Source organism: Burkholderia paludis, from assembly GCF_000732615.1.
Taxonomy (GTDB): Bacteria; Pseudomonadota; Gammaproteobacteria; order Burkholderiales; family Burkholderiaceae; genus Burkholderia; species Burkholderia paludis.
Genome location: NZ_JPGL01000062.1, coordinates 41,767 through 66,107, shown reverse-complemented (window position 1 = coordinate 66,107; position 24,341 = coordinate 41,767). Strand labels below are relative to the sequence as shown.

Genomic DNA, 24,341 nt, shown 5'->3' with positions numbered 1-24,341 from the left:
CCATATGGCTATAGCCCTGGTCGAGCACCAGACACGCGGCTTGCTGTTTGAACTCCGGGGAAAACGTACGACGTCGCTTGGTCATTAGACACCTCTTCATGGCGAGCATTCTCGCCTAAATCAGTGTCCGGGTTCATTAGACCACTACAAAAAGCTCAACCCAAGCGTGGTTGCCAGTCCAGAAGCTGCTGTTTTACAAGCAGTACCTCCCGACACCAAACAGGCAGTCACGGCAATAGCCGTCTTTCCTGTGCGCTCATATGCGATATTCTGATTACGCAATTCTGCATCGGTCAGCCCTGTTCCAAGCTGCTTCTGTCCCGCGTTGTATGCGTCCTGATTTGGCTTGATGTACTGGCTGTTGTAATCGTGATTCGCATACTGTGAATCGTTCTTGTAGCCATCGCAATTCAGGTTTTGGCAACCAACGATGCTGCGAATTTCCCAATCGTGTTTGCCGCCGGATGCCTCTGCTGTCTGCTCGTCGGAATTGCGAAGGATTTCAGCCACGATTCGCCCCTCGGCTTCCTGCAGACTTATCCCAAGCTTCTCCGCTACGATCTTCGCGTCCTTCTTTGCTCGCGCGTATTCATCTGGATGAAGCTGTCGATTGAACCGGTCAACGTTGTACCCCGAGAACGCCCCCGATTCACCGCCCACGACACCGCCGGCCCCCGTCGCAAGCGCGTTCGCCACGATGTTGCCCAGCGCCTGATTCATATTGGCGTTGCCGGTCGGATCGCTGCCCTCGATCGCGCTGCTCAACTCGTTCAGCTTGCCCGACGCGATCGATGCAATCGCCGCACCGGCTGCGCCGCCTACTGCATTGCCGCCCGCCACTCCCGTCACCAGCGCCGCGCCGGCACCTTGCATCAGCGCGCGGTTCGCTCCGCCTTCCTTCCACGCGTCGACACCTGCCTGATCGCCATTCTTCTCGGCTTGCCGTTTCATCTCGTCCGCGTAGTCTCCGATCCGGCGCGACACGGCCTCGCCAGCCGCGCTGGCTGCAGCCATCATGTCCGACTGATTGGCCAGCAGATTCTGCATGTCCGGAAGTTTGGCGACCGTCCCGTTCGTGTTCGTCGTATCGCGGTTCAAGCTCGCCACATCCTGCTTCTGGTTCGCCGAATCCGTAATCGTTACTGTCCCCGCACTCACGCCACTCTTCGTCGTCGCGCTGTCGCTTCCGCTGTCGTTCTGACCAAGCATGGGCGCGGCGCCACCGGCATTCTTGCCCGATGCGCTGCCGTGCGTGCTGTAGTTCATCCCGCCGTCACCGGTCGTCGCACCCGCGCTGAAGCCGCTCGAGCTTGCATCGTAGTGCGACTGATTCTGGATGTCCGAGAAGGACAGCGAACCCGTCGTCAGCGAATTCTTCGACGCATCCGCGTCGCTCGCGATCAGCCCGCCCTTCAGGTCGGTATTGCCGGTGACGTTGATATTGAAGCCGCCATCGCCCGCGTGAATCCCGGCCTGTTCATTGACGCCCGCATAGCTGCTCGACGCGTTGCCCTTGCTCTGGCTGAAGCTCGCACTGGCGCCGCCCTGGCTGATGCTGAAGCCGCCGCCCGAACTCGACTGATGCGCCGCGCTCGTCAGCGTATCCTGCACGCTGACAATGTTCAGATTCCCGCCCACATCGGCGTTCACCTGATTGCCCTTCACGTTCGAGCCGATGATGTTCGTATCGCCGCCCGAGATGATCGTCACGCCGTTTGCTGCGTTCACATGGCTGTTGTTCTGCGTGGCCAGATCGCTGTTGCCATCGCCGTTGGCCTTCGACATCGCCGCGGAAATACCGAACCCACCCGTGCCGACCGACACACCCACGCTCGCGCTCTTCGACTCGTTAGTGCTGCGCGTCGAATCGGCATCCGTCGTATTGACGATATTGACCTGGTTCTTCGCCGCCAGGATCACATCATTTGCGTTCACGTTCGAGCCGGCTATCGTCACATTGCCACTGCCAGCCTGACCGTTGCCGGCCGCCGCAAACGCCACCGTCCCGCCCGCGTTCACGTTCGAACCGCGATTCGTCACGCCGTCTTCGGAGAACGCGCTCTTGCTGTGACTGCTGCCGACGCTGACTTCGACCTTGAACTGAGGCGTTTCGCCCGCCCCCAGAGCCCGGACCGCATCGCCCGCGGCCATGTTCGCATCCCACGCGGCACTGGCCGCCGCCATCCCGTGCAGTGCTGCCGCGCGACCGTCCTGGCTATTGCCAGACGCGCGCGATTGACCAACGGCATTCGATACCGCATCGATCACCGGTGCCTTCAGCGCCAGCGTCAGGCCGCTCTTCGAGACTTCCTGTGTTTCGCCGCGATGATGCGTGTCCTGCGTCGCGTCGATCATCACGTTCGCGCCTGTACCGCTAAGATTCTTCGCTGCGATCAGGTCGCTTCCCGTCACGTGCAGGTCGTTTCCAGCAGTAACGCTGACGTTGCCCTTCAGCGAACCGATCGTACTGCCGTTGTTCGACACCTCGGTCGACTGACTGTTCGTCTTCAGAGAACTGCTGCCAATCGACACCGACAGGCCGCCGCCTGACATCAAACCCGATTCCTTCTTGTCGTAGTAGCTCGACGACTGCAAGGTATCCTGCGACGTCGTAACCGTCACGTTGCGTGCAGCAGTGAGCGCTACATCGTTCGTTCCGACGATGGTACTGCCCTGAACATTGACGTCCTTCCCGCTGACGATATTCACGCCGTCCGCTGACACCAGACTGCCCTGATTCAACGTCATGGCCTGGTCGATCCCGCTCGCGACCTTCACGCCGCTCACCACATTGCTATGGCTGTGCGTTTCGTGCGAGCTCAGCTCATGCGTCTCGGTTGCCGCACCGATATTCACATCGCCGGCCGCCACCAGGTTCGCGTTGCCCTTGTCGAGACTGATCACGCTGCCGCTGACGGTAATGTCCTTGCCCGACACGATGTTGACCGTGTCGCCGCTCTTGAGCGTCGTCCCGGTCAGCGCCTGATCGGACGTATGCAGCGTGTCCGCGTAGCTGCCGTGACTATCACTGCCTGAACTGTTGCTGTTCACCGTCGACGTCGCGCTCGCCGCGCCGAGCGTCACGTTGCCCTTCGCCGCAAGCGTGCCGCCTTGGCCAAGATCGATCTGCGCGCCCTTCGCGGCAATGTCGCCGCCAACACCGACAATCGATTGCCCGCCAACCGTCACCGAACTGCCGGTGACCTTGTTGATGTCGGTATTCGACACACCGTTCGCCCGTTGCACGATCTTGTGCTCGCCCGTCTGCACAGCACCGAGATCCCAGTCGCCGCCGACGTTCATGCCAAGGTTGCCGCCGACCGACAGGTTGCCCGCGTTCTGCTGGAAGTTACCTCCGGTAACGATCAACGCATCACCCGCGACATCCAGCTTCGCGGTCGGCCCGAGCGTCGTCACCACGCTCGTCGCACCGTCCCGGCTCACGCGCGTGTTGGTCTTCGTCGCCGTATCGAGAATCAGGTCCTTGCCGGCATCCAGTTGCAGACTGCCGGCCTTCACATTCGCCGACGTCAGGTCGATGTTGTTCTCGGTCTTCAGCGACATCAGCCCGCCGCTTTGCAGCGCGCCGAACGCGTTGTCGATCTGCTTGCCCTGGATCGCAAGCGTGTTGTCCGCCTTGATCGTGCCGCTGTTCGTGAACGTCTGTGCGTTCTGGAAATCGATGTTCGTCGCACTGATCAGCGGGCCGTTGACATTCTGCTGGTTCGCCTGCGCGAGATACACGACCGGCACCAGCACCGACTGGCCGTCCACCACGCGCGTCTCCATCATGACCACGTTGCTGGTCAGCTTCGACACCTGCTCGGCCGACAGGCTCGCGCCCATCGGCAGATCGAGCGACTTCGACAGATCCGCGCCCGCCGTCATCAACGACTGATACATCGTTTGCAGATCAGCGTACGGCCCCAGCACCGCCTTGCCGGTCAGCGCCGTCACCTGATTGCGCACGAGCTGCTGCTCATGGAAGCCGTCGCCGAGACGCTTCGGAATATGCGTGAGATCGACGCCAAGCTGACCGAAGAAGTAGTCGCTCGAAATGAAATTCTTCTGATTCGTGAACGCCGGGTTCGTCTCGATCACGTAGTTCGCATTCGGCGCGGTAGTCGGCCGGTACAGCCCGCCCTGCGGAATCGTGAGGTTGTTCAGTACATTCAGCGCCGTCGCACTGGCGATGATCGGATCGACCGGCGCCGGCGGACTGTCGTGCACCGACGATGCGCCCGATTTCGCACCGCTCGCGTTACCGCTCAGGTTGGTCGGCGTGAGGCCCGGCACCGATTGTCCCGGCAGCAAGCCGAGCGACGGCATTGATGCATTGCCCGCCGTGTTGTTGACACTCACCCCCGTTCCCGAAATCGTGCCGTTCGAATTCAACGTCGGATCATAACGCGGTAGCTTGTAGTCCTTGATCGAGGCCGGCGCCGCCTGCGTAAAGCCGCCCGGACGCCCCGTCACGAACGGCGCATTGCCGAACGGTAGCTGCCAGTCGTGTTCGGAATTGTCGTAGTTGTTGTAGTGATACTGCCCCGAGTAGGAGACCGTCACGCCCGGCAGTTTCTGGCCGGATGCCGCCCAGCCGTCGGCGTCGTAGTGCGCCGGCATCTCGACGTCGCCGACCGCGGCGATGTTGCTCCAGTAGTTTTGCAGCGTGCTGACGGACGACGCATCGATCTTGCCGCCCGACACGATCTGCGCGGCCGGGCTGATGTCCGTCACGGTCGTCGCCGTCGCGCTGTCGGCATAGTAGGTCGTGAACTGATAGCTGCTGTTCCATTGACCGCTATGAGGCGGCGAAATGAACATGCCGCCCGGCTGCTTGATCAGTTCGGCCGCTTGTTCCGGTGTAGGGTTCTGGATACCGTAACTCGTCTGACCCATGCAATTCCCCACAAAATACGCCGCGCACCCGGACATACTGATGCCGAACTGCGCGAGCGATGCCGGATCGATCTGGCTGGTGGAAGTCTTCATCACGCGGCGCGTGCTTGCCACCTTGTCGGCGTGCAATTCCATGTCGCCTCCGGACTGGATCAGGGCAGACACGTTATTCACCAGCGCCGCGATCCTGTAATTGCCGCTCGCATCCTTGCCGCCGGCCAGTACAACCTTGCCCATGCCGAAGATGGCCGTCGTCGCCATCGAGTCGGTGGCCGTCGTGTCGTCGCGGTTCTCGATGTCACGCGCGAGAATCTCGAGCGTACCGTTGCTGTCCGAACCGCCAATCAACGCGGTCGGCCCGAGGTTCGAGACCGTATTCGTCGCGTTGAGCGATACGCTGGCGCCTACCAGCGCCCCCGTGTTGGTCAAATCGGTCGACTGCGTGCGCAGCAAGCCGCCGGCCGTCAAGGCGCCCGCGTTGACGATGTTGCCCGCGTCGACGCTCAGGTTGTTGACCGATTGCAGGTTCGCGTGGTTCGTAAAAGTGCCGGGCAACGTGAAGGCGAGATCGTGACCGACGTTGAACTGCGTGTCGGATGCCACACTGTAATCGCCCTGCAGGTTCACGTTGGCGTCGTGCGTCGCCGCGTATGTGCCGCCACCTTGCAGCGCGGCCGCTGTGACCGACAGGTCGTGCGTCGAACTGATCTGGCCGTTCGTGTTCGTGATCGCACCGGTCGTCATGACGTTCACGTCGCCGTTCGAATTCGTGACGTTACCGATGGTGCCACCGTTGTTGTCGAGCGAGTCCCCCTGGACATGCAGCGATGCACCACTGAGCTGACCGCCCTGCGTGTTGCCGATCGACGCCGCGCTGACCGTCACGTCGCCGTTACCGGTAATGGCACCCATACCCGACACACCGCCGGCATGACTGTTCGCAATCTGGCTGACGCCCTGCACCGTCATCTTGCCCGTACCGAGGTCGACAATCGCGCCGTCCGCGTTGTCGATCGAAGCGGATTGAATGTCGAGCGTGCTGGTGTCGCCCGCAGTCGATTGCCCGGCTTGCACATGGCCGCCCCGATTCGACAGCGCGCCACCGTTCTTCAACGACAGCGACGCGTCCGATCGCAGCAGGCCCTGCGCGTTGTTCACGTCGCCCGCAATCGTGGCGTCGATGCCGCGCTGCGCCGCGAGAATACCGCTCGCGTTGTTCCAGCTGCTCGCATCGACGACCGCTTGTCCCTTCGTCACGATGGTGCCTGACGCGTTGTTCAACGCGCTGGCGCCATTACCGGGCGCAATCATCAGCGTGCCCGTGCCGGCATGTGTGATGGTGCCGCCAGCGTTGTTCAGCTGGGCGGGCTTGAGCGTCAGATCCGTGCTGTTGGTCTGGATCACGCCACCCGTCGAGTTGTCGAGCGTGCCGCCGACATTCACGTCCATCGCCGACGCCCCGTACTGCGTGATCGTGCCACCGTGGTTGACGAGGTTGGCGGCCGCGAGCGCAAGCAGATTGGTCTCGAGCGTGCCGCCACTGTTATCCAGCGTCGAGTCTGCCGTGACCGACAGGTTCGGCGCGACGATCAAACCGCCTTGGTTCGTCATCGAGCCTGAGTGGATTGTCGCGTTCGTGCCCGCACCGATCTGGCCGCCATCGTTCGCCAGCGTACCGCTGGTGACACTCAGGTCCGTATTCGACAACAGCTTGCCGTTCGTATTGTTCAGCGTGCCGGCGACATTGGCGGTCAATCCGGTCTGCGCGTTGATCGAGCCCGATGCGTTGTTCAGCGTGCCGGTTTGCGCGACAACGCGCCCGTTGCTCGCGATCGAACCGCCCACGTTCGATACCGTGCCCGAACCGCTTCCGAGCGTCAGTGTGTCGTTGCCGGCATGGGTGATCGTACCTCCGTCGTTGACGACAGACGTCGGGGCGAGCGTCAGGTCGGTACTGTTGGTTTGCAGCGTGCCGCCGTTGGAATTGTCGAGCGTGCGCGACACATTGACGGCCATCGCGCCGGCGCCGGTCTGCGTGATCGTGCCGCCGTGGTTCACGAGATCGGTTGCAGTCAGCGAAAGCTGGACGGCTTGAACGTCTCCCGCGCCGTTGTCGAGGGTCGTGCCGGTCAGCGCCGCGGTCTGGCCGACGATCGTGCCACCGCTATTGGTCAGGCGCGAGCCCGCATCGACCGCCACCTGCTTCGCGGCCTTCAACGTCCCGCCACTGTTGTCGACCGACCGCCCGGTCACCCGCAGATTCCCGTTCGACGTCATCGCCGCGTGGTTCGCGATGTTGCCGCCTTGTACGGTCACGTCGCCGTTACCACCGATCACGCCACCTTGTGCGCCGTTCGCCGTCGTACCGGCCGCGTTCGTGAGCCGGCCGGTCGCGGTCAGCACCAGGCCTTCGGTGTTGAGGGACGTGATCCGGCCGGCCGTATTGTCGATCGTCGTCCCGACCACGTCGGCGTGCCCGGCACTCTGGATCGTGCCTTGCCGGTTCTCGACAGTGCCGCCGCGCAACGCCACCGTGCCCTGCGAAACCAATACGCCGGACTGGTTCGCGATCCGGTTCGCGACCGTTGCCGACAACTTGCCCTGCGACGAAACCTCGCCGTTCCGGTTCGAGACGTTGCCGGCCGCCAGCGTCGTACTGCCACCGCTCGTCAGGTTGCCGCGATCGTTGACGACCGTGCCGGCTGCGGATGCCAGGACCGAGCCTTGTGCGCTCGTCGTCGCATCGGCAAGGTTCACGTCACCATTCGTCGCAGCCAGCGACAGGTTGCCGTTCGCAGCCGTCGTGCTGCCGGCGAGGTTCACGCCGGCGCCAGTTGCCGCTACGTTGCCGCCCGCGACGTTCTTCCCGGTCGCGTTCAACTGGCCCGTGGCCGAGAGTTGCAGATCGCCCGTTTGCGTGGCGACACCGTCGCTGTTCACGCCCGCGCCGAGCAGGCCGGTCGAATTCAGCGAAGCGGCCGTCACGCCCACGTCATGCTGCGCGGCGAGCGTACCCGTATTCTCCACATCGGCACCGGTATTCAACGAGACCGACTGCCGACCGTAGGTCGTGCCGCTGTTCTCGACGCCACCGGCGGCCGATACCGCGACATTGCCGAGCGAACTCACCTCGCCCGACTGCACGAGCCGACCGTCCGTCGTCAGCGTCAGGCCCATCGCATCGGCCGCGATCGTGCCGGCGTTCCGGACCCCGACTCCGCTCTCGGTACCGACCAGGAAAATCCGGTTGCCGTACATGCCGCCCAACTGGCCGACATCGATCGCCACGGCCGGTGCCGCGCCTTCGCCCTGGATGCGCGTCGTCTGCAGCGTGTCGTGATTGACCTGATTCGCGCCGGCCACCACGTTCAGGTTGCCTGCATAAATGGCCGCATTCGTTTGAACCGCCCGGGCGATCAGATCCACCTGATCGACGTTGGTCGCATTCAGGCCGGCGCCTTGCACCGTGATGAGGCCGCGCGTCGTATTGAAACCGGCCAGCGATCCGTCCGCATTCAGGTTCGGCGTTCCGGTCGTGAGAATTGCACGCGATGTGTTGATGAAACCGCCACCATCGACCACCAGCCCCGACGGATTCGAGATGATCATTTCCGCACGTTGGCCGGCGATCTCGACATACCCTCTCAGTTGCGACGGGTTGTTGCTGTTGACCTGATTGATGATGATCCGGGCCGCATCGTTCGCGCCGAAATTCGGATTGCCGTTGATATAGCCGGCCTGCCGGGTGTTCGTCATTACCGGTGAGTTGTTCACGATCACACCCGGTTTCTGAACGTCGAACCGGGAATACGTGTTCAGCGAAACGCCGGCACCGCCGGGCTTGTTGATATCGACCTGCGGCAGGCCGTTCGAGGTCTGAATGACCTTTGGCGCATTCCCTCCCGCCCCCACCACCTGTGCCGGCACCCTGAGCGGCACCGCGCTTGCGGCAAGCAACGCCGCAAACGCCATGTGACGCAACGCAAACCGTACCGCCGCGCGCCGCGTCTGAACGGCGCGGGCGATCTCTCCACGGCTGGTTTTCCCCGACGAGCACGCCGTCTCTTCGACCGCGATCAACATGCCGCGGATGTGACTGAATACCAGACGATATTGGGTTTTGTTCATGGCACGGCGGGCGCGTTCAACGCGCCAGGCGAATGGATCTGGAACATCGCCGGAAGACAAGCGATGAAGAGGTCGACAGCGTCGACATCGGCGACGCCGAAATTCCCCGCCTCTTCTTCACCCGGATCGTGACGAATTCGATTGGTCTCTCGCGACGTAATGTATAGAAATATTTGTTATCACGACATCATGAATAAAAAATTTCGGAGTTCTGAGATACGCGAAAATCTCATTCCCACCATCTCATTCGCTCAACTTCCCTACGACACGGCCTATTACGACAAAAATTTCACTTCCGTTTTTAACGGTTCGAAACCATCTTTGCAAACACATACGCCATCCTAAATACATTGAATATTCAAAATAACTTCTCGACCGGCATCGTCACGCTTCAGAAGACATCACACCGCAGTCACCCCATCACCGAGGAAATCGGCAGTTCTCCATCCACTATCGAGCGTGAAGCGCACGCCTCCGGCCCATGAAGAAAACGCGCCCGAAACAGCGGGCGCGAAATCGGCACGTCAGATTCGTATTGACACTTTGATCATTCGGTCGGCTTGCGACCGGAGGGGTTCGCAACAGGTCGACGCAAGCCCTGCCGTGTCGCGTACTTGCAACAAACGCGCGAACCCTCAGCCGCCCTGTCGTCTCACGACGGTGATTGCGATACAGCACGCCGCCGGCATGCACAGGCAGAAAGCCACCAAGGGCCACGGAGTATCGCCCGGCAGCACGAGAATCGCGACCGTCCCGATGCCGCCGACGATCAGGCTCTGGACGCAGTAATACAGCGCGACTGCCGTGCCGGCGACGTCGTCGAAATCCCGCAGCGCGCCGTTCGCGGTCACCGCCGACATCAGGACGATGCCGATCGCGACGATCCACATCGGCATCACGAACGCGACGAACGACGGCGCCATCAGTACCGTGCAGGCTGCCAGCGTGATCGCCCCTGCCATCATGACGACAGCGCCCCGAACGAAGCAGCGCGGCACGCCCCAGCTCGACACGAACCGCGCGACAAAGCGCGATGCAACGATCATGACGAGCGCAACCGATGCGAAAGCCGCGCTGAACTCCGGACGGGACAATCCGACCCGGTCGATCAGCACACGCGGCGCGATCGAGAAGAACACGAAGAACGCGCCCATCGCGGTGCCGAAGCCGAACGCGTAGACCAGGAAGGACGGATTGCGCAGGATCGACGCAACGGACCGCAACGACCTGCACTGCGTCCGCGGCCGCGTTTCATGCCATCGCGACCACGCGCGGCCGGCCGCCAGACAACCGGCCAGGCCGAGGGTCACGAAGATCGCGCGCCATCCGAAGCCGTGCGCGATGCCCGCGCCGAGCATCGGCCCGAGCGCCGGCACGAACGCCAGAATCGCGCCGAACTGGCTGTATATCGTGGCGCCCTCGGGGCGTTCGGCATAGACGTCACGCACCGTCGCGAAAGTCGCGACCAGCGCCGCCGACGCACCTGCCGCCTGCAGCACGCGCAGCGTGACGAATACGGTTCCGCGACTTGCCGTCGCGAGCGCCAGGGACGCCGCCGAAAAAAGCAGCGCGCCGCCCAGGAGCACCGGCCGCCTGCCGAAGCGATCGGACAACGGGCCGAACACCATCTGCCCCAGGCCGAGGACGACCATGTAGACGCTCAGCGTCAGTTGAACCATCGCGGGCGACGTATGGAGCGCGGCCGGCATCTCGGGAATCACCGGCAAATAGACGTCCATCGCCAGCGACGCGAGGAGATCGAAAGGGACCATCAGCAACAACGCCGACGGCAACGAAACGGCCCATGCGGGCACGGATTGATCAGGCATGACAAGGCATCCGCTCAGAAAGGGAATTCCGGCGGCAATCTGCCTGCAGACTCAGTGACGAGAGGAGATCGCCGCAACAACCGGGTAAAGAAGGTCGTTGCGGCTCAGCGATCCGTGGACGGGCCCGCTCCCATGATCAGATCCTGGTGAAGTTCGTTTGCCGTGAAGTGTATGTCATTTCGAGACAAGCACCGGGATACGGCATCGGCACGCCCCCCTGTTGCGACCGATTGTCGCGAAACACCCCGATTCGTCGTGTTTCTCCGCCTTTCTCCGCCGGTCCGATTGCCCGCCCCCGGCACCTCGCGTATGGTGCTGGCCGTCCGCGCTCGATCTGTCGGCCGGACCTCCGACCGTCGTCCCGCACGACGGCCGCGCGGGCCGTGCCCGCCGTCACCGTCTCCGCGGCACCGCCCTTCGGCGCCGCGCATTCATGAGGAGAGAGGCGTGATCCACAAAGTCCTGATCCTGTTCGCACTCTGCATCGCGGGCCTCGCCGCGATCGCCGCCGGTTTCCAGCACATCCCCAGCTGATTCGCGGCCCCGGCTCGCTTCGCCGAGCCGGGGGCCGCAGCCGTTCCGCTTCCCTTTTGCGATGAACCCCTTTCTCGATGCGCCCGGGACGGGCGCCTTTTGCCATGCGTATCGACGTACAGCATTCCCAGCACGACATCGACGATGAACTCGACACCCTCTACGCACGCCTGCACCATCCGGGCCATCGCCTGCACGGCCTGCCGGCCGTCGCGCTCGGCCGCTCCGGCCTGATCGTCCGCCACCGCGAGGCGGACGGCGAATACTTCCTGTATGTCGAAGATCCGGCCGCGCGCCAGCTCGCCGGCTATACGGTGTTCAACCGCCTGCCCGAAATCCCGCGTCGCGCCGACCGCTACCTGCGCGCGCCGCATACGCGGCTGCGCGGCACGATGCAACGCCGCGGCCTCGCGACGACGCTGTATCGCTGGGGGCTCGACGCAGGCCTGTGCCTGGTCAGCGGCGCACGCCAGTCGATCGGCGCCGCACGGTTGTGGACGACGCTCGCCCGGAACTACCGGCACGGTTTCGTCGATATCGAGGGCCGTGCGCTGCGCTATCTCGGCGAAGCCGTTGCCGACGAGGTACACGGCGCGCTGCACACGCGGCGGCTGTTGCTCGGCGCCGGGTGGGAACTCGGCGCGTTCGCGCACGCGGCGGGGATGGCCGACGCGATCGGAGCGACGATGCGATAATCCGTGCGATCCGCCAACCGGAACGCCGCACGATGACCACCGATCCCCGAACCGACGCCGACCGACGCATCGACATCGTCGCCCTGTGCGGCAGCCTCCGTTCGCAGTCGTACAACGCCGCGCTGCTCGACGCGGCCGCGCTCGTCGCGCCGCGCGGCATGCGCATCGTGCGCTTCGATCGCCTCGGCGAATTCCCGCTGTTCAATCCCGACGCGGAATATCCGTCGCCCGCCGCCGTGCGCGACCTGATCGATCGGCTGATCGCGGCCGACGGCGTGCTGATCGCGAGCCCGGAATACGCGCACGGCGTGACCGGCGTGATGAAGAACGCGCTGGACTGGGTCGTGGGATGTGAAGCGTTCGTGTACAAGCCGGTCGCGGTGCTGAATGCGTCGCCGCGCGCGACGCATGCGGACGCGGCGCTACGGGAAACGCTGTCGGTGATGTCGGCGCACATCGTCGAGCACGCGTCGATTACGCTGCCGGTGCTCGGCAGCCGGCTCGACTCGGCGGGCATCGCCGCCCATCCGCCGTTCACGGCGGCGCTGGCCGACGCGTTGCACGCGTTCGGCGCGGCGATTGCCGAAGGCACGTCAACGCGCTGACGTTGCGTATGCGGCGATCCATCGCGGCCTGGATCAATCGAACGTTGCGCCCATCGACAGGCGCAACGTCCTGCCCGGATCATCGTCCACGATAGATCGGCCGGTCGGCCGCCATCGGGCCCGATTCGCTCGCGGCCGGTGCCGCCATTCCGTATCCACTGGTATCGGCCGTCGACGTGCCGGTCGAACCGATCTTCTTCAGCGCTTCCGCCAGTCGTGCCGGATAGTACGGGTCCTCGCCGTTCTGACGGTAGCCGGCCGCGCGCAGCGCGGCCAGTTCGGCCTTCACCTGCGCGCGCGTCACGGTGGACTCCGGCGCGGCCCACGCGGAAACGGATGCGGCCGCGGCAACCGTCGCAAGAACATACAGGGCAAGCTTGTTCATTTGATCTCTCCTGGGCGTCGACGACGTTGTCGACGGAGAGTGAGTCGATCCGCGTGCGCAAAGATGACACGCGCCGACGAAGAAAATTCGGCGTCGCGTCGCGATGCCGCTGTCACGCAGCGTGCGCGGCAGGAACGGCGTGTTCGACGGCAAGCCGACCGGCTGTCAGATTCCGCCGGCCCGCGCGACTACAGGCATGTGGCCCCGCGCCACCCTCTGTTCCCGTTCAAAAGGTCCGACATGAAAACCGGAATCTGGATACTGGTCGCATCGCATCTCGCGACGGGCCTCGCGGCTTTTGCCGCGGGCATCTACGTGCTGCCGATCCTCACGGCGTCGGAAGGCGCCAGCGCCGTCGAACTGCAAGTGGCCGCGGAAAACGCACGTCATACCGGCCGCTTCGAACGCAACCTGCCGGGCAGCGACGCACTGCACTGGGCGGACGGCAAGCTGACCGTCACCGATTCGTCGATCGCGTTCGAAGGCGACATCGCACCGGGCCCCGACTACAAGATCTATCTCGTGCCGGCCTTCGTCGATACGCGAGCGTCGTTCCTCGCGATCAAGGCGCGCGCCGCACGCGTGGGCGACCTGAAGACATTCGGCAATTTCGTCGTGCCGCTTCCCGACGACGTGAATCCCGCGCAATACACGTCGGTCGTGATCTGGTGCGAACGCTTCTCGACATTCATCAGCGCGGCGCGCTATCAAGACGCACCGGCGTCGGGCCTGACGTCGATGTAACCGGCCCCGGCAGCGACGGCGCGTGCCCGCGCGTTACCGGCTCTTGCCGCGCGCGCCCTTCTTCACCGCTTTCGCGCGCGGCGCGTCCTTCTCGGGTTGCGCGCCGCCGCCGGCGAGATCCTCGAGCCACGCGAGCGCATCGACGTACGACAGGAACTGCTGCAGGTATTCCGGCGACAGTTCGCGCATCGTCGACAGCGAACGGTGCACGAGACTGTTCGAATTGAGCGGCCCCGCGTTGCGCGGCACCTGGTCGAGCGACTGACGGTACTGCTGTTCCGTGCGGACCTTCGACCACATCGTGCGGAAGTAGTCGACCAGCTCGGGATCGGGCCCGCGCCGGTCGGCCTGCGCGTCGCGCGCGAGCCGTTCGACGAGTGCCGCGAGCGCACCGCGCGCAGGCGCGCCTGCCGCGGCGTGCGCCGGGTCGAGCGCGGCAGCGGCCTCACCGGCCCGCGCCACGACTGCCGCAAAACCGTCGATCAGCGCCGCCAGCCGCGCATCGAGCAATACGCGCGCAGCGCCGTCGAGCGTCGCCGCGCGCCGCTCGAGCGCATCGATCCGGTGAAAGCGCACCGGATCGAGCCGATCGGCGCCCTGCTCGCGCCAGGCGTCGAGCGTCGCGCGCACGTGCGTCGCGTCGTCGGTCACGGCGCCTTCCCTCCGTTCGACGCGCTCTTGCGCGGCACCGGCGCGATCTCCACGCGGCGGTTCTTCGCGCGGCCTTCGTCGTCCGCGTTCGAGCTGACCGGCTGCTCGGAGCCGAACGCGGCCGCGAACACCGACGAGGCCGGCACGCCGGCGTCGATCAGCGCCCGCGTGACCGTCAACGCGCGCTTGGCCGACAGCTCCCAGTTATCCGCGAACTGGCGGTTGCCTGCATGCACCTGCTGGTCGTCGGCGAAGCCGCTGATCATCAGGATCTCGTCGCGCGTCTTCAGGTAGGCGGCCAGCGGCGTGGCCAGCGTATTCATCAGGTCGCGGCCCGCGGGCTGCAACTGGTCGGAGTTCAGTGCGAACAGCACGTTGCCGCTGATGCCGATGCGGCCGTTCACGAGCGTCACGCGGCCGGCCGCGAGCGGCCCGGCGAGCGCCTGCTCGAGCGACTTGCGCTGCTGCGCCTCCTGCTGGCGCGCACGCACGGCTTCCTCAAGCTTCGACGTGAGCTGGAGCTGCATGCCGATCACGCCGACGAGGATCAGCACGAACGCGCCGAGCAGCACCGACATCAGGTCGGCGAACGCGGGCCATACCGGCGCGGCGGGCGCGCCGTCGTCGATTTCGTCGTGCATGCGTTACGCTCCGACGGACGCCCGCCGGCCGGCGAGCTGCTGCAGGTCCTCGACGATCTGCTTCTGCGACAGCATGCTCAGGTCGATCACCTCGCGCGCCTGCGCGACGTAATACTCGAGCTGTTCGTCGCTGCGCGCGAGCGATTTCTCGAGCGCGGCCTCGATGCGCTGCAGATGGGTCAGCAGCTTGTCGTTCGATTCGCCGAACACCTGCACGGCCGCGCCGAACGCATCGCCGAGGCTCGCCACCTCGACGGCGCCCGCGCTCACCTGCGCGGCGACCGAATCGAGCTTGCGCGTTTCGGCATCGACGGTGTCGTTGAAGCGCGCGCCGACGCGGTCGAGCAGGTCGGCCGACGTGCTGACGAGCGCGTCGATCGCGGTGCGCTGTTCGGTCGACGCGTGGTTGACCGCGCCGAGCAGCGTTTCGAGCGTCGCGAGCAGGCGGCTGCGCTCCTCGAGCATCGCGGTGTCGTGCACCAGGCTGTCCGACAGGCGCTGGCGCAATTCGGCGACGACGTCGGCGGCAGCCTTCGGCGCTTCCGACGCCGCCTGCACGAGACGCGCGATCTCGTTGATCGTGTCGCTCGCATGCACCTGCGCCTGCGCGGTGATGTCGTTCGCGGTGCGGGTCAGCGTGTCGCAGATGTCCTGCTGGCGGGTTGCCGCTTGCGCGCTCGTCTGCGCCCATTCGTCGCGCAGCGCGGCCGCCATTGCCGCGAGCGAATCGTTCCAGGCCGACAGACGCTGTTCGTCGCGTGCGGCGAGTTGGGCTTGCAGGCCCGTGTGCGAATCGCGGATCGTCGACAGCAGATCGTTCGAGCGTTGTTCGAACGTCGAGGCCTGCGTGGCGAGGTCGCGCGTCGTTTGCGCAAGTGCGTCGCAGATTTCCTGCTGACGGCCCGCGCTGTGTACGCCCGCGCGCTGCCATTCGTCGCCGAGCTTCGCGGCCATCGCGGCCAGCGAGTCGTTCCATGCCGACAGACGCTGTTCGTCGCGTGCGGCGAGTTGCGTTTGCAAGCCCGTGTGCGAATCGCGGATCGTCGAGAGCAAATCGTTCGAGCGTTGTTCGAACGTCGAGGCTTGCGTGGTGAGGTCGCGCGTGGTTTGCGCAAGTGCGTCGCAGATTTCCTGCTGACGGCCCGCGCTGTGTACGCCTGCGCGTTGCCATTCGTCGCCGAGCTTCGCGGCCATCGCGGCCAGCGAATCGTTCCATACCGACAGACGCTGTTCGTCGCGTGCGGCGAGTTGCGTTTGCAAGCCCGTGTGCGAATCGCGGATCGTCGACAGCAGATCGTTTGAGCGTTGTTCGAACGTCGAGGCTTGCGTGGTGAGATCGCGCGTCGTTTGTGCAAGCGCGTCGCAGATTTCCTGCTGACGGCCCGCGCTGTGTACGCCTGCGCGTTGCCATTCGTCGCCGAGCTTCGCGGCCATCGCGGCCAGCGAGTCGTTCCATGCCGACAGACGCTCTTCGTCGCGTGCGGCAAGTTGCGTTTGCAGACCCGTGTGCGAATCGCGGATCGTCGACAGCAGATCGTTCGAGCGTTGTTCGAACGTCGAGGCCTGCGTGGTGAGGTCGCGCGTCGTTTGTGCAAGCGCGTCGCAGATTTCCTGCTGGCGGCCCGCGCTATGCGCGCCCGCACGCTGCCATTCGTCACCGAGCTTCGCGGCCATCGCGGCCAGCGAATCGTTCCAGGCCGTGAGGCGCTGTTCGTCGCGCGCGGCCAGATCCGTCTGCAACCCCGCGTGCGATTCGCGCATCGCGGCGAGCGCCGCGCCCGAATGCCGTTCGAAGGTCGCTGCGGCTTCGCCCAGCGCACGCGCGTGCTGGCCGGCCAGCGTCTCGCCGACCTGCTCCTGGCGCGACAGCGCATCGTGCCACGCATCCGACAGGCGACGCTCGGTCGATTCGAGGCGCGTCGCCACGCCGTCGAGCAGCCCCGTCGAGCGCTGCGCGAACGTGTCGGTGAACTGGCCGAGCGTCGTCTGCAGCTGTTGCGCGACGGCGTCGCCCGCGCGGCGCTGTTCGTCGAGCGCGCGGGTCCAGACGGCCGTCACGTCGCCGGTGGTCTTCGCGAAGCCTTCCGTAAGCCCGTCGAGCTGGCGCTGCACCGCGCCCGTCACGGTATCGCGCAGCGCGGCCATCTCCTGCGCCAGCCCCGTCATCGTCGCCGCGACGACCGGCTGCAGCGCGGCGCCGGCCACGCGTGCGCTCTCGGCCGCGCTTTCCTTCAGCGCATCGCCGACGTTCGACGCCAGACCCGCGTACGCGCGCTCGGTCCGCTCGAAGAACGCCTGCTGGCTTTCCAGCTGGCGATCATGCAGCGCGACGCTGCGCGCCTCGAGCGTCGTCATCATCGTCTGCAGCCGGTCGACCAGCGCCGGCATCACGTCGGCCTGGCGCTGCAGCAGCCGGAACGATTCGTCGCGCCGGTGCGCCGACGAATGCACGCGCAACGTCGTCGCGATCTTCGCGTCGAGCTGCTGGCCCGCGTCGATCCGTTCGCGGCGCGCGAGCGCCGACAGCAGCCCGAGCATCGCGGACGTCGCGACCCCGGCGATCGACGTGCCGAACGCGAAGCCGAGCCCCTTCACCGGCGCGATCAGCGACGCGCGGATCGCGTCGAGATCGGTCGCGCTTTCGAGCGCGGCGCCCGTGCCCTTCAGCGTCACGACCATCCCGAGCAGCGTGCCGAGCATGCCGAGCAGCACCAGCAGGCCGACGAGGTAAGGCGTGAGCGCCGGGCCGGGCAGCGCGACGCGCGCCCCCTCGACCCGCGCCCGCGCGGCGCCGCGCAAGCCCGGCGGCAGCGTGTCGAGCCACGCGTCGAGCGTCGCGGGCGGCTCACCCAGGCCGGCGACCGCGCGCGACAGCGTGGCGGTCGCCTGCCGGTAGCGCAGCAGTTCCCAGGCGCCGGCGACGTAGCACGCGCCGATCAGCAGCGTGACGGCCGAGGCCAGCGGGTTCGACGCGGCATAGCCGCCACCGATCCAGACCACGGCGAGCAGACCGGCGACGAAGACAACAAGATCAATGCGAATTCTGGACATAGCGTGTTGATTAGCAGGTGCGAAGGGCCGCGAGCAGCCCGTCTACCGTTTGAAACCGGACTTCGAGTTCGGCAAGCAGGATGCTGCGCATCTCGTCGCGAAACGTGTCGAGCCATGCGCCGGGCACGATCGCCGCAACGGCCGCGCCATCCGCCGGCGCGACGTGATCGGCCGGATCGGCCGCGACCGCGGATTCGGCATCGGCCAGCGCCTGCCGTTCCGCGTCGCGCAGCCGCCCGAAACGCGTGCCGAGCAGCGCGGGCACCGCGGACAGCAGGCTGCGCTCGCGTGCGCCGAGCACCCGCTCCATGATCGCGTCGAGCGTCGCGAGCCGCGCCATCCCGGACGAGCGCGCGGCGAGCGCGACCCGCAACCTGCCGCGCAACTGGCCGATCGCCGTTTCCATGTCCTGCTGCAGCGTCAGGTAACGCTGGCGGAAATCCGCGAAATCGGCCGTGTCGGCGGCCGGCGGCGGCATGTCGCCGGGCCGGCGCCGCGCGGGCGGCCGGCTGGAAGCAGTGATCGCCTGCGCGAGATCGTGACGCACGCGCGCGCAATCGCGCTCGGCATCGTAGCCGCGCACGCCGGCCGCGACGCCGGGCGGGCTTGCGTTCAGCGCGGACGACAGAGTGATCGCGTCGGTCCAGCCGAGCCACTGGCTCAACCGGTCGGACAGCGACTGGCGGGATTCCGCGACGTCGGCATCGGCCGCGCGCGCGAGCAGCCGGACGAGGGTCGGACCGCTCAACGCCGGGCGCGGAGGTGCTTGCACCATGCTGCAAACCGTCAAAAAAGGCAGCAGTTTACACGTCGCGGGGCGGTCGACCGCCAGAATCGGGCGCGCGGTGCCTGCCGGTGCCCGGCGCGGCATGCCCGGATGCCCGTCGCGCAAGGCTTTGCGGGCTTCGGCAGGCTGCCCGGAAGGCGTCGGGGAGGCTGTCGGAGGCGGCCCGGCCGACGAGTGGGCGCGGGTCGCCGGGCGAATCGCCCGACGGGGGCGCATGAAGAGAAGGAAAGAACGGTTCCGGACCGCTTGCGGATTCCGGAACCGCGATGCGCGTTCGCGCGGTGCGCCGGCCGGCTCGCTCCGGCAACCGTCCACGGGAGTGGCCGGTCGCCATGCAACGCCCGCCGGAACCGAATGCGCTCAGAGCCCCGCTTTTGGCGCGTTCAGGATCAGCCGCAGCCCGAGCAGGGCGATCGCGCCGGCGGCGATCCGGTCGATCCACGCCTTCGCGCGCAGGTAGAGTTCGCGCGGGCCGCGGGTGGAAAAGCACAGCGCGACCAGCGTGTACCAGCCGAACTCGACGGCGAACACGAGCGGCGGCAGCGCCAGATAGCACCACAGCGGCGGATGCTGCGGGAGCAGCGCCGCGAAGATGCTGCCGTACCAGATCGCCGTCTTCGGGTTGCTGAGCTGGGTCGTGAGGCCCGTCCAGAACGACTTGCGCGCGCTGCCGGCGGCCATCGCCTGCGGATCGTCCATCGCGATCGGCCGGTCGGCGCCGCGCCAGATCTTCGACGCCATGTAGACCAGGTACGCGCCGCCCGCCACCTTCAGGCCCACGTACAGCCATTCGACGGCCTGCAGCAGCGTATACAGCCCGGCCAGCGCGACGCCGCCGAACACGATCCCGCCGATCCCCATGCCGAGCGCGGTGGCCAGCCCGTCGCGGCGCGACAGCCCGATCGAATTGCGCGCCACCAGCACGAAGCTCGGACCCGGAATCATCGCGCCGAGGAACAGCGCGGCCAGAATGGCGAGTACGGCACCCGATGCAGTCATCAAAATCTCCCTCGTGAGCGGCGCCGGGTCGCCGGCGCCGGCATGTCGTTTCCGGTAATCCGGCCGACGATTCTGGCACGCTTCGCGCCTGACCGGAAGCGGCCTTGCGCTGCTATGCTGCCCCCTTGCCCGTCATTCCGCACCGCTGCCCATGATCGAGATTCGCGCCGCCCGCTATCCCGACGACGCCGGCGTCGTCGAGGCGATCTTTCGCGAGTACATCGCGAGCCCCACCGTCAGCCTGGCTTTCCAGGACTTCGAGCCCGAGATCGCCGCGCTGCCCGGCAAGTACGCGGCGCCGAGCGGCATGCTGCTGATCGCATGGCGCGGCGATCGCGCGGTCGGCTGCGCGGCGTTTCGCGCCATCGACGGCACGACGTGCGAGATGAAGCGCGTGTACGTGCGCCCCGAGGCGCGCGGCCTGCAGGTCGGCCGCCGGCTCGTCGAACGGCTGCTGCAAGACGCGAAGGCGGCCGGCTATGCGCGCATGTGCCTGGACGTGCTGCCCGAATTCGTCGCCGCCAGGCAACTGTATGCGTCGCTGGGCTTCACGCCCGCGCCGCCCGTCGCGTTCAACCCGGTGCCGGGCACCGAGTTCCTCGGGCGGGATCTGTAACGCCACGCCGCCGGCCCCGCCTGCCCTCCTCCCTTCGACCGGACTTCCCTTCATGCGCGCTTTCCGCCCGTCCATCGTGCTCCTCCCGCTGCTCGCCGCGCTGTCGTTCCACGCCCGCGCCGACGACCTGCCGAAGTCGATCGCCGCGCAACTGCCGCCCGGCTACCAGCCGATGCTCGCGCAAGCCGGGCCGGATCTCGACAACGGCCGGCACAGTTTCCTCGTCGTCGCGCATCGGGAGGGCGACACGCTCGGGCAGCCGTCGCCGCGCCCGCTGCTGATCTACGAGGAACAGGCCGACCACGCGTACCGGCTCGCCGCACGCAACGACGAGGTCGTGCTGCGCGCGAACGAAGGCGGCCAGTGCGATCCGTTCGAGTTCGCCGACGACGGCCTCGCGGTCAAGGGCCGCTATTTCACCGTGCAGAATGCCGTCGCGTGCGGGCAGCACTGGAGCGACTACGTGACGTTCCGCTACGACCCGCGCACGCACGGCTGGCTGTTTTCGAGCCAGATCGTCACCGTATCGTTTCCGCTCGAGGATCAGCCCGACCACGTCACCGTCACGCGCGCCGACGCGCACCGGCCGGTGTCGTTCAATCAGTGGAAGCGCAAGGACTGACGCGGCCGCCACCGCGTAACAGCGTCGATCGCGTCGCGCAGCGGCCGGCGCGGCCCGGCTCCAGCCCGCTCCTCCGCGCCCGCGCCGCGCGCCGTGCCGCCGCTCGCGGACGCACGCCAACCGGGCTACCATAGGCGCTCGCCGTCGCGCGACCGTGCGCCGGCCCCGCACACGGCACGCCCGCACGCGTTCCCTCGCTGCACCCGCACAGGAGGACGTCATGACGCAACACTTCGACGCGATCGTCATCGGCACCGGGCAAGCCGGGCCGCCGCTCGCCGCGCGGCTGTCGGCCACCGGGATGAAAGTCGCGATCGTCGAGCGCGGCCGCTTCGGCGGCACCTGCGTGAACACCGGCTGCATCCCGACCAAGACGCTGATCGCCAGCGCGTACGCCGCGCACCTCGCGCGGCGCGCCGGCGAATACGGCGTGTCGGTCGGCGGCCCCGTCAGCGTCGACATGCGCGCCGTGAAGGCGCGCAAGGACCTGGTCTCCGGGCGCTCGAACCACGGTGTCGAACAATGGGTGCGCGGCCTCTCGAACGCGACCGTGTTCCAGGGTCACGCCCGCTTCGAGCGCGCCGACGCGGTACGCGTGGGCGACGAGCTGCTCGACGCCGAACGCATCTTCGTCAACGTCGGCGGGCGCGCGCTGGTGCCGCCGATGCCGGGCCTCGACGCGGTGCCGTACCTGACCAACTCGACGATGATGGACGTCGACTTCCTGCCCGGGCATCTCGTGATCGTCGGCGGCAGCTATGTCGGGCTCGAGTTCGGCCAGATGTATCGGCGCTTCGGCTCGCAGGTCACGATCGTCGAGAAGGGCCCGCGCCTGATCCGCCGCGAGGACGAGGACGTGTCGCAGGCCGTGCGCGAGATCCTCGAACACGAAGGGATCGACGTGCAGCTCGACGCGAACTGCCTGAGCGCGCGGCGCGACGGCAGCGGCATCGTCGTCGGCCTCGATTGCGCGGGCGGCGGCCGCGAGGTCGCGGGCTCGCACCTGCTGCTCGCGGTCGGGCGCGTGCCGAACACCGACGATCTCGGGCTCGACCGTGCGGGCGTGAAGACCGACGCGCGCGGCTATATCGAGGTCGACGAGCAGTTGCGCACGAACGTGCCCGGCATCTGGGCGCTCGGCGACTGCAACGGGCGCGGCGCGTTCACGCACACCGCGTACAACGACTACGAGATCGTCGCGGCCAACCTGCTCGACAACGATCCGCGCAAGGTGTCCGACCGCATCGCGGCGTACGCGATGTACATCGATCCGCCGCTCGGCCGCATCGGCATGACGCTCGCGGAGGCGAAGCAGACGGGCCGCCGGCTGCTCGTCGGCACGCGGCCGATGACGCGCGTCGGCCGCGCGGTCGAAAAAGGCGAGAGCCAGGGTTTCATGAAGGTGATCGTCGATGCGGACAGCCACGCGATCCTCGGCGCGTCGATCCTCGGCGTGACCGGCGACGAGGTCGTGCACGGCATGCTCGACGTGATGGCCGCCGGCGCGCCGTACACGACGATCAGCCGCGCGATGCACATTCACCCGACCGTATCGGAGCTCGTGCCGACGCTGCTGCAGGATCTGCATCCGGTCGCGTGACGCGCGGCGGGCGGCACCGCGCGGAGGGCGGACGAAGTGCGCACGTTCGCGTTCGACGACATCGCCGACGCGCATCGGTGCATGGAGGCCGGCGCCGAGAGGGGAAAGATCGTCGTCACGGCCTGAGCCCGGCGAGAGGGCTCCTGCGCGGCGCGAACCGGCAGCCGGCGCCCGGCACCCGGACGCCGCGCGCAAGGAACGGAAGGAACGGCGGCTTCGTGCGCTAACCGACGCGGCCAATCGGTGCGCGTACCGATCGGGAACCGGACGCGGCGAGCCGCTGGCGGACACGGACGGAAAACGCGAAGGGGCGTCGCACGCGTGCGCGTGACGCCCCTTCTTCGCTTACGGAAAAGTTTCAGCTAGGCCGCCCGCCCCAGCAGGTCGGTTGCGAACGACTTCGCGTGCGCGACGGCGTCCTGCGCGTCGCCGAATACCCCGAGCTGATCCCAGTGTTCCTCGGCCGCATACGTGCCCTTCACGGCGAGCGCCCGCTGCACGCTCAACTCCGCTGCATATCGGCCATCCTCCAGCGGGCGGGCCGACGCGACCACCTTGTGCGGCGGGCTGGCCCTTTCCGGCTGGATCAGCTCGGCAGCGCCGTCGGCCACGCCGATATTCATCAACTCGTTCCTGGCCTGGCAATCCGGGCAGTAGAAGCACCACCCCGCGTCCTCCCGGTGGGGCCTGACCTGCCCGCGCGCGAGCACGGCGCGGCATTCAACGTTTTCGCAGATGAACGGCATGGCAGTCTCCGAAGTTGTTTGGCAAAAATCCTAGCATGTCCGCCGACGATCAACCATCGGCATCCGCCTGATTGCCGGGCGCGCCCCGCCGCGCCTCGCACGGCGCGTTCGCGGCATGCCGGCGCTCGCGAGCCTCGTGCCGCTCACGATAAACTATCCGGCCGACCACCGAATCGAGAGCGCTTCAATGCTGATCCGCGTTGCCACCCTGTCCGATGCCGTCCCGCTCGCCGAGCTGAAGCGCGACACGTTTCGCGAAACCTTCCTGCAAGACGGCTTCGACCTCGGCTACCCGCCGGACGATCTTGCCGCGTACGAGGCGCACACCTACTCGGTGGAAGCGGTCACGGCGCAGCTCGCCGATCCGCAGTACCGCACATGGGTCGCCGAAAGCGACGACGGCGGACTGGTCGGCTATGCGCACGCCGGGCCGTGCAAGCTGCCGCACCCGGAAGTGGCCGACGGTTCGGGGGAAATTCACCAGATCTATCTTCGGCGAAGCACGCAAGGCACCGGCGCCGGGCGCGCGCTGTTCGATTCCGCGCTGGACTATCTGGCGGCGGAACGCCCCGGCCCCGTATGGCTCGGCGTGTGGTCCGGCAACGCGAAGGCGATCGCCTTCTACGAGAAGGCCGGTTTCAGGCAGGTCGGCACGTACGATTTCAAGGTCGGCGATTCGACCGACCTGGAATTCATCTACCGTCGCTGACACCCCGGCTCGGAAAGCCGGCGCCGTTGACGCGCCCGGGCCGATCAGGTTATCTTGAATTTATGCAGCTCAATCCGGTTCCCTTCGCACGCATCACCAC

At 66.5% G+C, this 24,341-nt stretch carries 19 protein-coding genes; 9 read left to right on the top strand and 10 right to left on the bottom strand.

Translation table 11 applies throughout. The features are described from left to right. A partial coding sequence (locus GQ56_RS45690) for a transposase (protein ID WP_161788590.1) occupies nucleotides 1–85 on the bottom strand: 85 nt, incomplete at its 3' end. Between the two features lie 59 nt (nucleotides 86–144). Further along, the gene (locus GQ56_RS0130615; protein ID WP_152601905.1) at nucleotides 145–9,027 is read right to left on the bottom strand and encodes a hemagglutinin repeat-containing protein; all 8,883 of its coding nucleotides are present in this window, start codon (nucleotides 9,025–9,027) and stop codon (nucleotides 145–147) included. A gap of 32 nt (nucleotides 9,028–9,059) precedes the next feature. Here GQ56_RS0130615 and GQ56_RS46950 point away from each other — a divergent pair, with 32 nt between their 5' ends. Beyond that, on the top strand, nucleotides 9,060–9,194 hold the full coding sequence (locus GQ56_RS46950; RefSeq protein WP_265183123.1) for a hypothetical protein: 135 nt from the start codon (nucleotides 9,060–9,062) through the stop codon (nucleotides 9,192–9,194). A gap of 468 nt (nucleotides 9,195–9,662) precedes the next feature. Here the strand turns inward: GQ56_RS46950 and cml are convergent, their stop codons facing one another. Next, entirely contained in the window at nucleotides 9,663–10,856 is a 1,194-nt protein-coding gene (cml, locus tag GQ56_RS0130610) for a CmlA/FloR family chloramphenicol efflux MFS transporter (RefSeq protein WP_031402280.1), read from the bottom strand. Between the two features lie 638 nt (nucleotides 10,857–11,494). Here cml and GQ56_RS0130600 point away from each other — a divergent pair. Both GQ56_RS0130600 and GQ56_RS0130595 read left to right on the top strand, forming a co-directional pair. Next, on the top strand, nucleotides 11,495–12,085 hold the full coding sequence (locus tag GQ56_RS0130600) for a hypothetical protein (protein ID WP_031402279.1): 591 nt from the start codon (nucleotides 11,495–11,497) through the stop codon (nucleotides 12,083–12,085). A 32-nt stretch (nucleotides 12,086–12,117) separates the two neighbouring features. After that, the gene (locus GQ56_RS0130595) at nucleotides 12,118–12,690 is read left to right on the top strand and encodes an NADPH-dependent FMN reductase (protein WP_031402278.1); all 573 of its coding nucleotides are present in this window, start codon (nucleotides 12,118–12,120) and stop codon (nucleotides 12,688–12,690) included. Between the two features lie 79 nt (nucleotides 12,691–12,769). Here GQ56_RS0130595 and GQ56_RS0130590 read toward each other — a convergent pair whose 3' ends face one another. Further along, on the bottom strand, nucleotides 12,770–13,075 hold the full coding sequence (locus tag GQ56_RS0130590; protein ID WP_031402277.1) for a DUF4148 domain-containing protein: 306 nt from the start codon (nucleotides 13,073–13,075) through the stop codon (nucleotides 12,770–12,772). Between the two features lie 240 nt (nucleotides 13,076–13,315). Between GQ56_RS0130590 and GQ56_RS0130585 the strand changes: the two genes are divergently transcribed. Further along, nucleotides 13,316–13,819: a DM13 domain-containing protein gene (locus tag GQ56_RS0130585; protein ID WP_031402276.1), complete on the top strand. Its 504-nt coding sequence runs from the start codon at nucleotides 13,316–13,318 to the stop codon at nucleotides 13,817–13,819. A gap of 33 nt (nucleotides 13,820–13,852) precedes the next feature. On the opposite strand, the gene GQ56_RS0130580 is transcribed toward GQ56_RS0130585, so the two are convergent. The 5 genes from GQ56_RS0130580 to GQ56_RS0130560 form a co-directional block, all read right to left on the bottom strand. Then, nucleotides 13,853–14,470, bottom strand: coding sequence for a DUF2894 domain-containing protein (locus GQ56_RS0130580; protein WP_031402275.1), 618 nt, complete (start codon nucleotides 14,468–14,470; stop codon nucleotides 13,853–13,855). After that, entirely contained in the window at nucleotides 14,467–15,111 is a 645-nt protein-coding gene (locus GQ56_RS0130575; protein ID WP_031402274.1) for an OmpA family protein, read from the bottom strand. The genes GQ56_RS0130580 and GQ56_RS0130575 overlap by 4 nt, the downstream gene beginning before the upstream one ends. A gap of 3 nt (nucleotides 15,112–15,114) precedes the next feature. Beyond that, nucleotides 15,115–18,162, bottom strand: coding sequence for a DUF802 domain-containing protein (locus tag GQ56_RS0130570; protein ID WP_031402273.1), 3,048 nt, complete (start codon nucleotides 18,160–18,162; stop codon nucleotides 15,115–15,117). Between the two features lie 10 nt (nucleotides 18,163–18,172). Continuing rightward, on the bottom strand, nucleotides 18,173–18,937 hold the full coding sequence (locus GQ56_RS0130565) for a DUF3348 domain-containing protein (RefSeq protein ID WP_031402272.1): 765 nt from the start codon (nucleotides 18,935–18,937) through the stop codon (nucleotides 18,173–18,175). 372 nt (nucleotides 18,938–19,309) lie between these two features. Next, nucleotides 19,310–19,948 carry a LysE family translocator gene (locus tag GQ56_RS0130560; RefSeq protein ID WP_031402271.1) on the bottom strand — a complete coding sequence of 213 codons (639 nt, stop codon included), beginning with the start codon at nucleotides 19,946–19,948 and terminating at the stop codon, nucleotides 19,310–19,312. A gap of 151 nt (nucleotides 19,949–20,099) precedes the next feature. Between GQ56_RS0130560 and GQ56_RS0130555 the strand changes: the two genes are divergently transcribed. From GQ56_RS0130555 to GQ56_RS39640, 4 genes are all read left to right on the top strand, one after another. Further along, entirely contained in the window at nucleotides 20,100–20,564 is a 465-nt protein-coding gene (locus GQ56_RS0130555; RefSeq protein WP_031402270.1) for a GNAT family N-acetyltransferase, read from the top strand. Nucleotides 20,565–20,616: 52 nt separating this feature from the next. Then, nucleotides 20,617–21,186, top strand: coding sequence for a hypothetical protein (locus tag GQ56_RS0130550; RefSeq protein WP_031402269.1), 570 nt, complete (start codon nucleotides 20,617–20,619; stop codon nucleotides 21,184–21,186). Between the two features lie 220 nt (nucleotides 21,187–21,406). Then, on the top strand, nucleotides 21,407–22,786 hold the full coding sequence (locus GQ56_RS0130545) for an FAD-containing oxidoreductase (RefSeq protein WP_031402268.1): 1,380 nt from the start codon (nucleotides 21,407–21,409) through the stop codon (nucleotides 22,784–22,786). A gap of 36 nt (nucleotides 22,787–22,822) precedes the next feature. Further along, nucleotides 22,823–22,912 (top strand): zinc-binding dehydrogenase, encoded by a 90-nt coding sequence (locus GQ56_RS39640; RefSeq protein WP_034197185.1) that lies wholly within the window; start codon nucleotides 22,823–22,825, stop codon nucleotides 22,910–22,912. 236 nt (nucleotides 22,913–23,148) lie between these two features. On the opposite strand, the gene GQ56_RS0130535 is transcribed toward GQ56_RS39640, so the two are convergent. Then, nucleotides 23,149–23,532 carry a hypothetical protein gene (locus tag GQ56_RS0130535; protein WP_031402267.1) on the bottom strand — a complete coding sequence of 128 codons (384 nt, stop codon included), beginning with the start codon at nucleotides 23,530–23,532 and terminating at the stop codon, nucleotides 23,149–23,151. Between the two features lie 187 nt (nucleotides 23,533–23,719). Between GQ56_RS0130535 and GQ56_RS0130530 the strand changes: the two genes are divergently transcribed. Further along, entirely contained in the window at nucleotides 23,720–24,241 is a 522-nt protein-coding gene (locus GQ56_RS0130530; RefSeq protein WP_031402266.1) for a GNAT family N-acetyltransferase, read from the top strand. Nucleotides 24,242–24,341 lie beyond the last annotated feature (100 nt).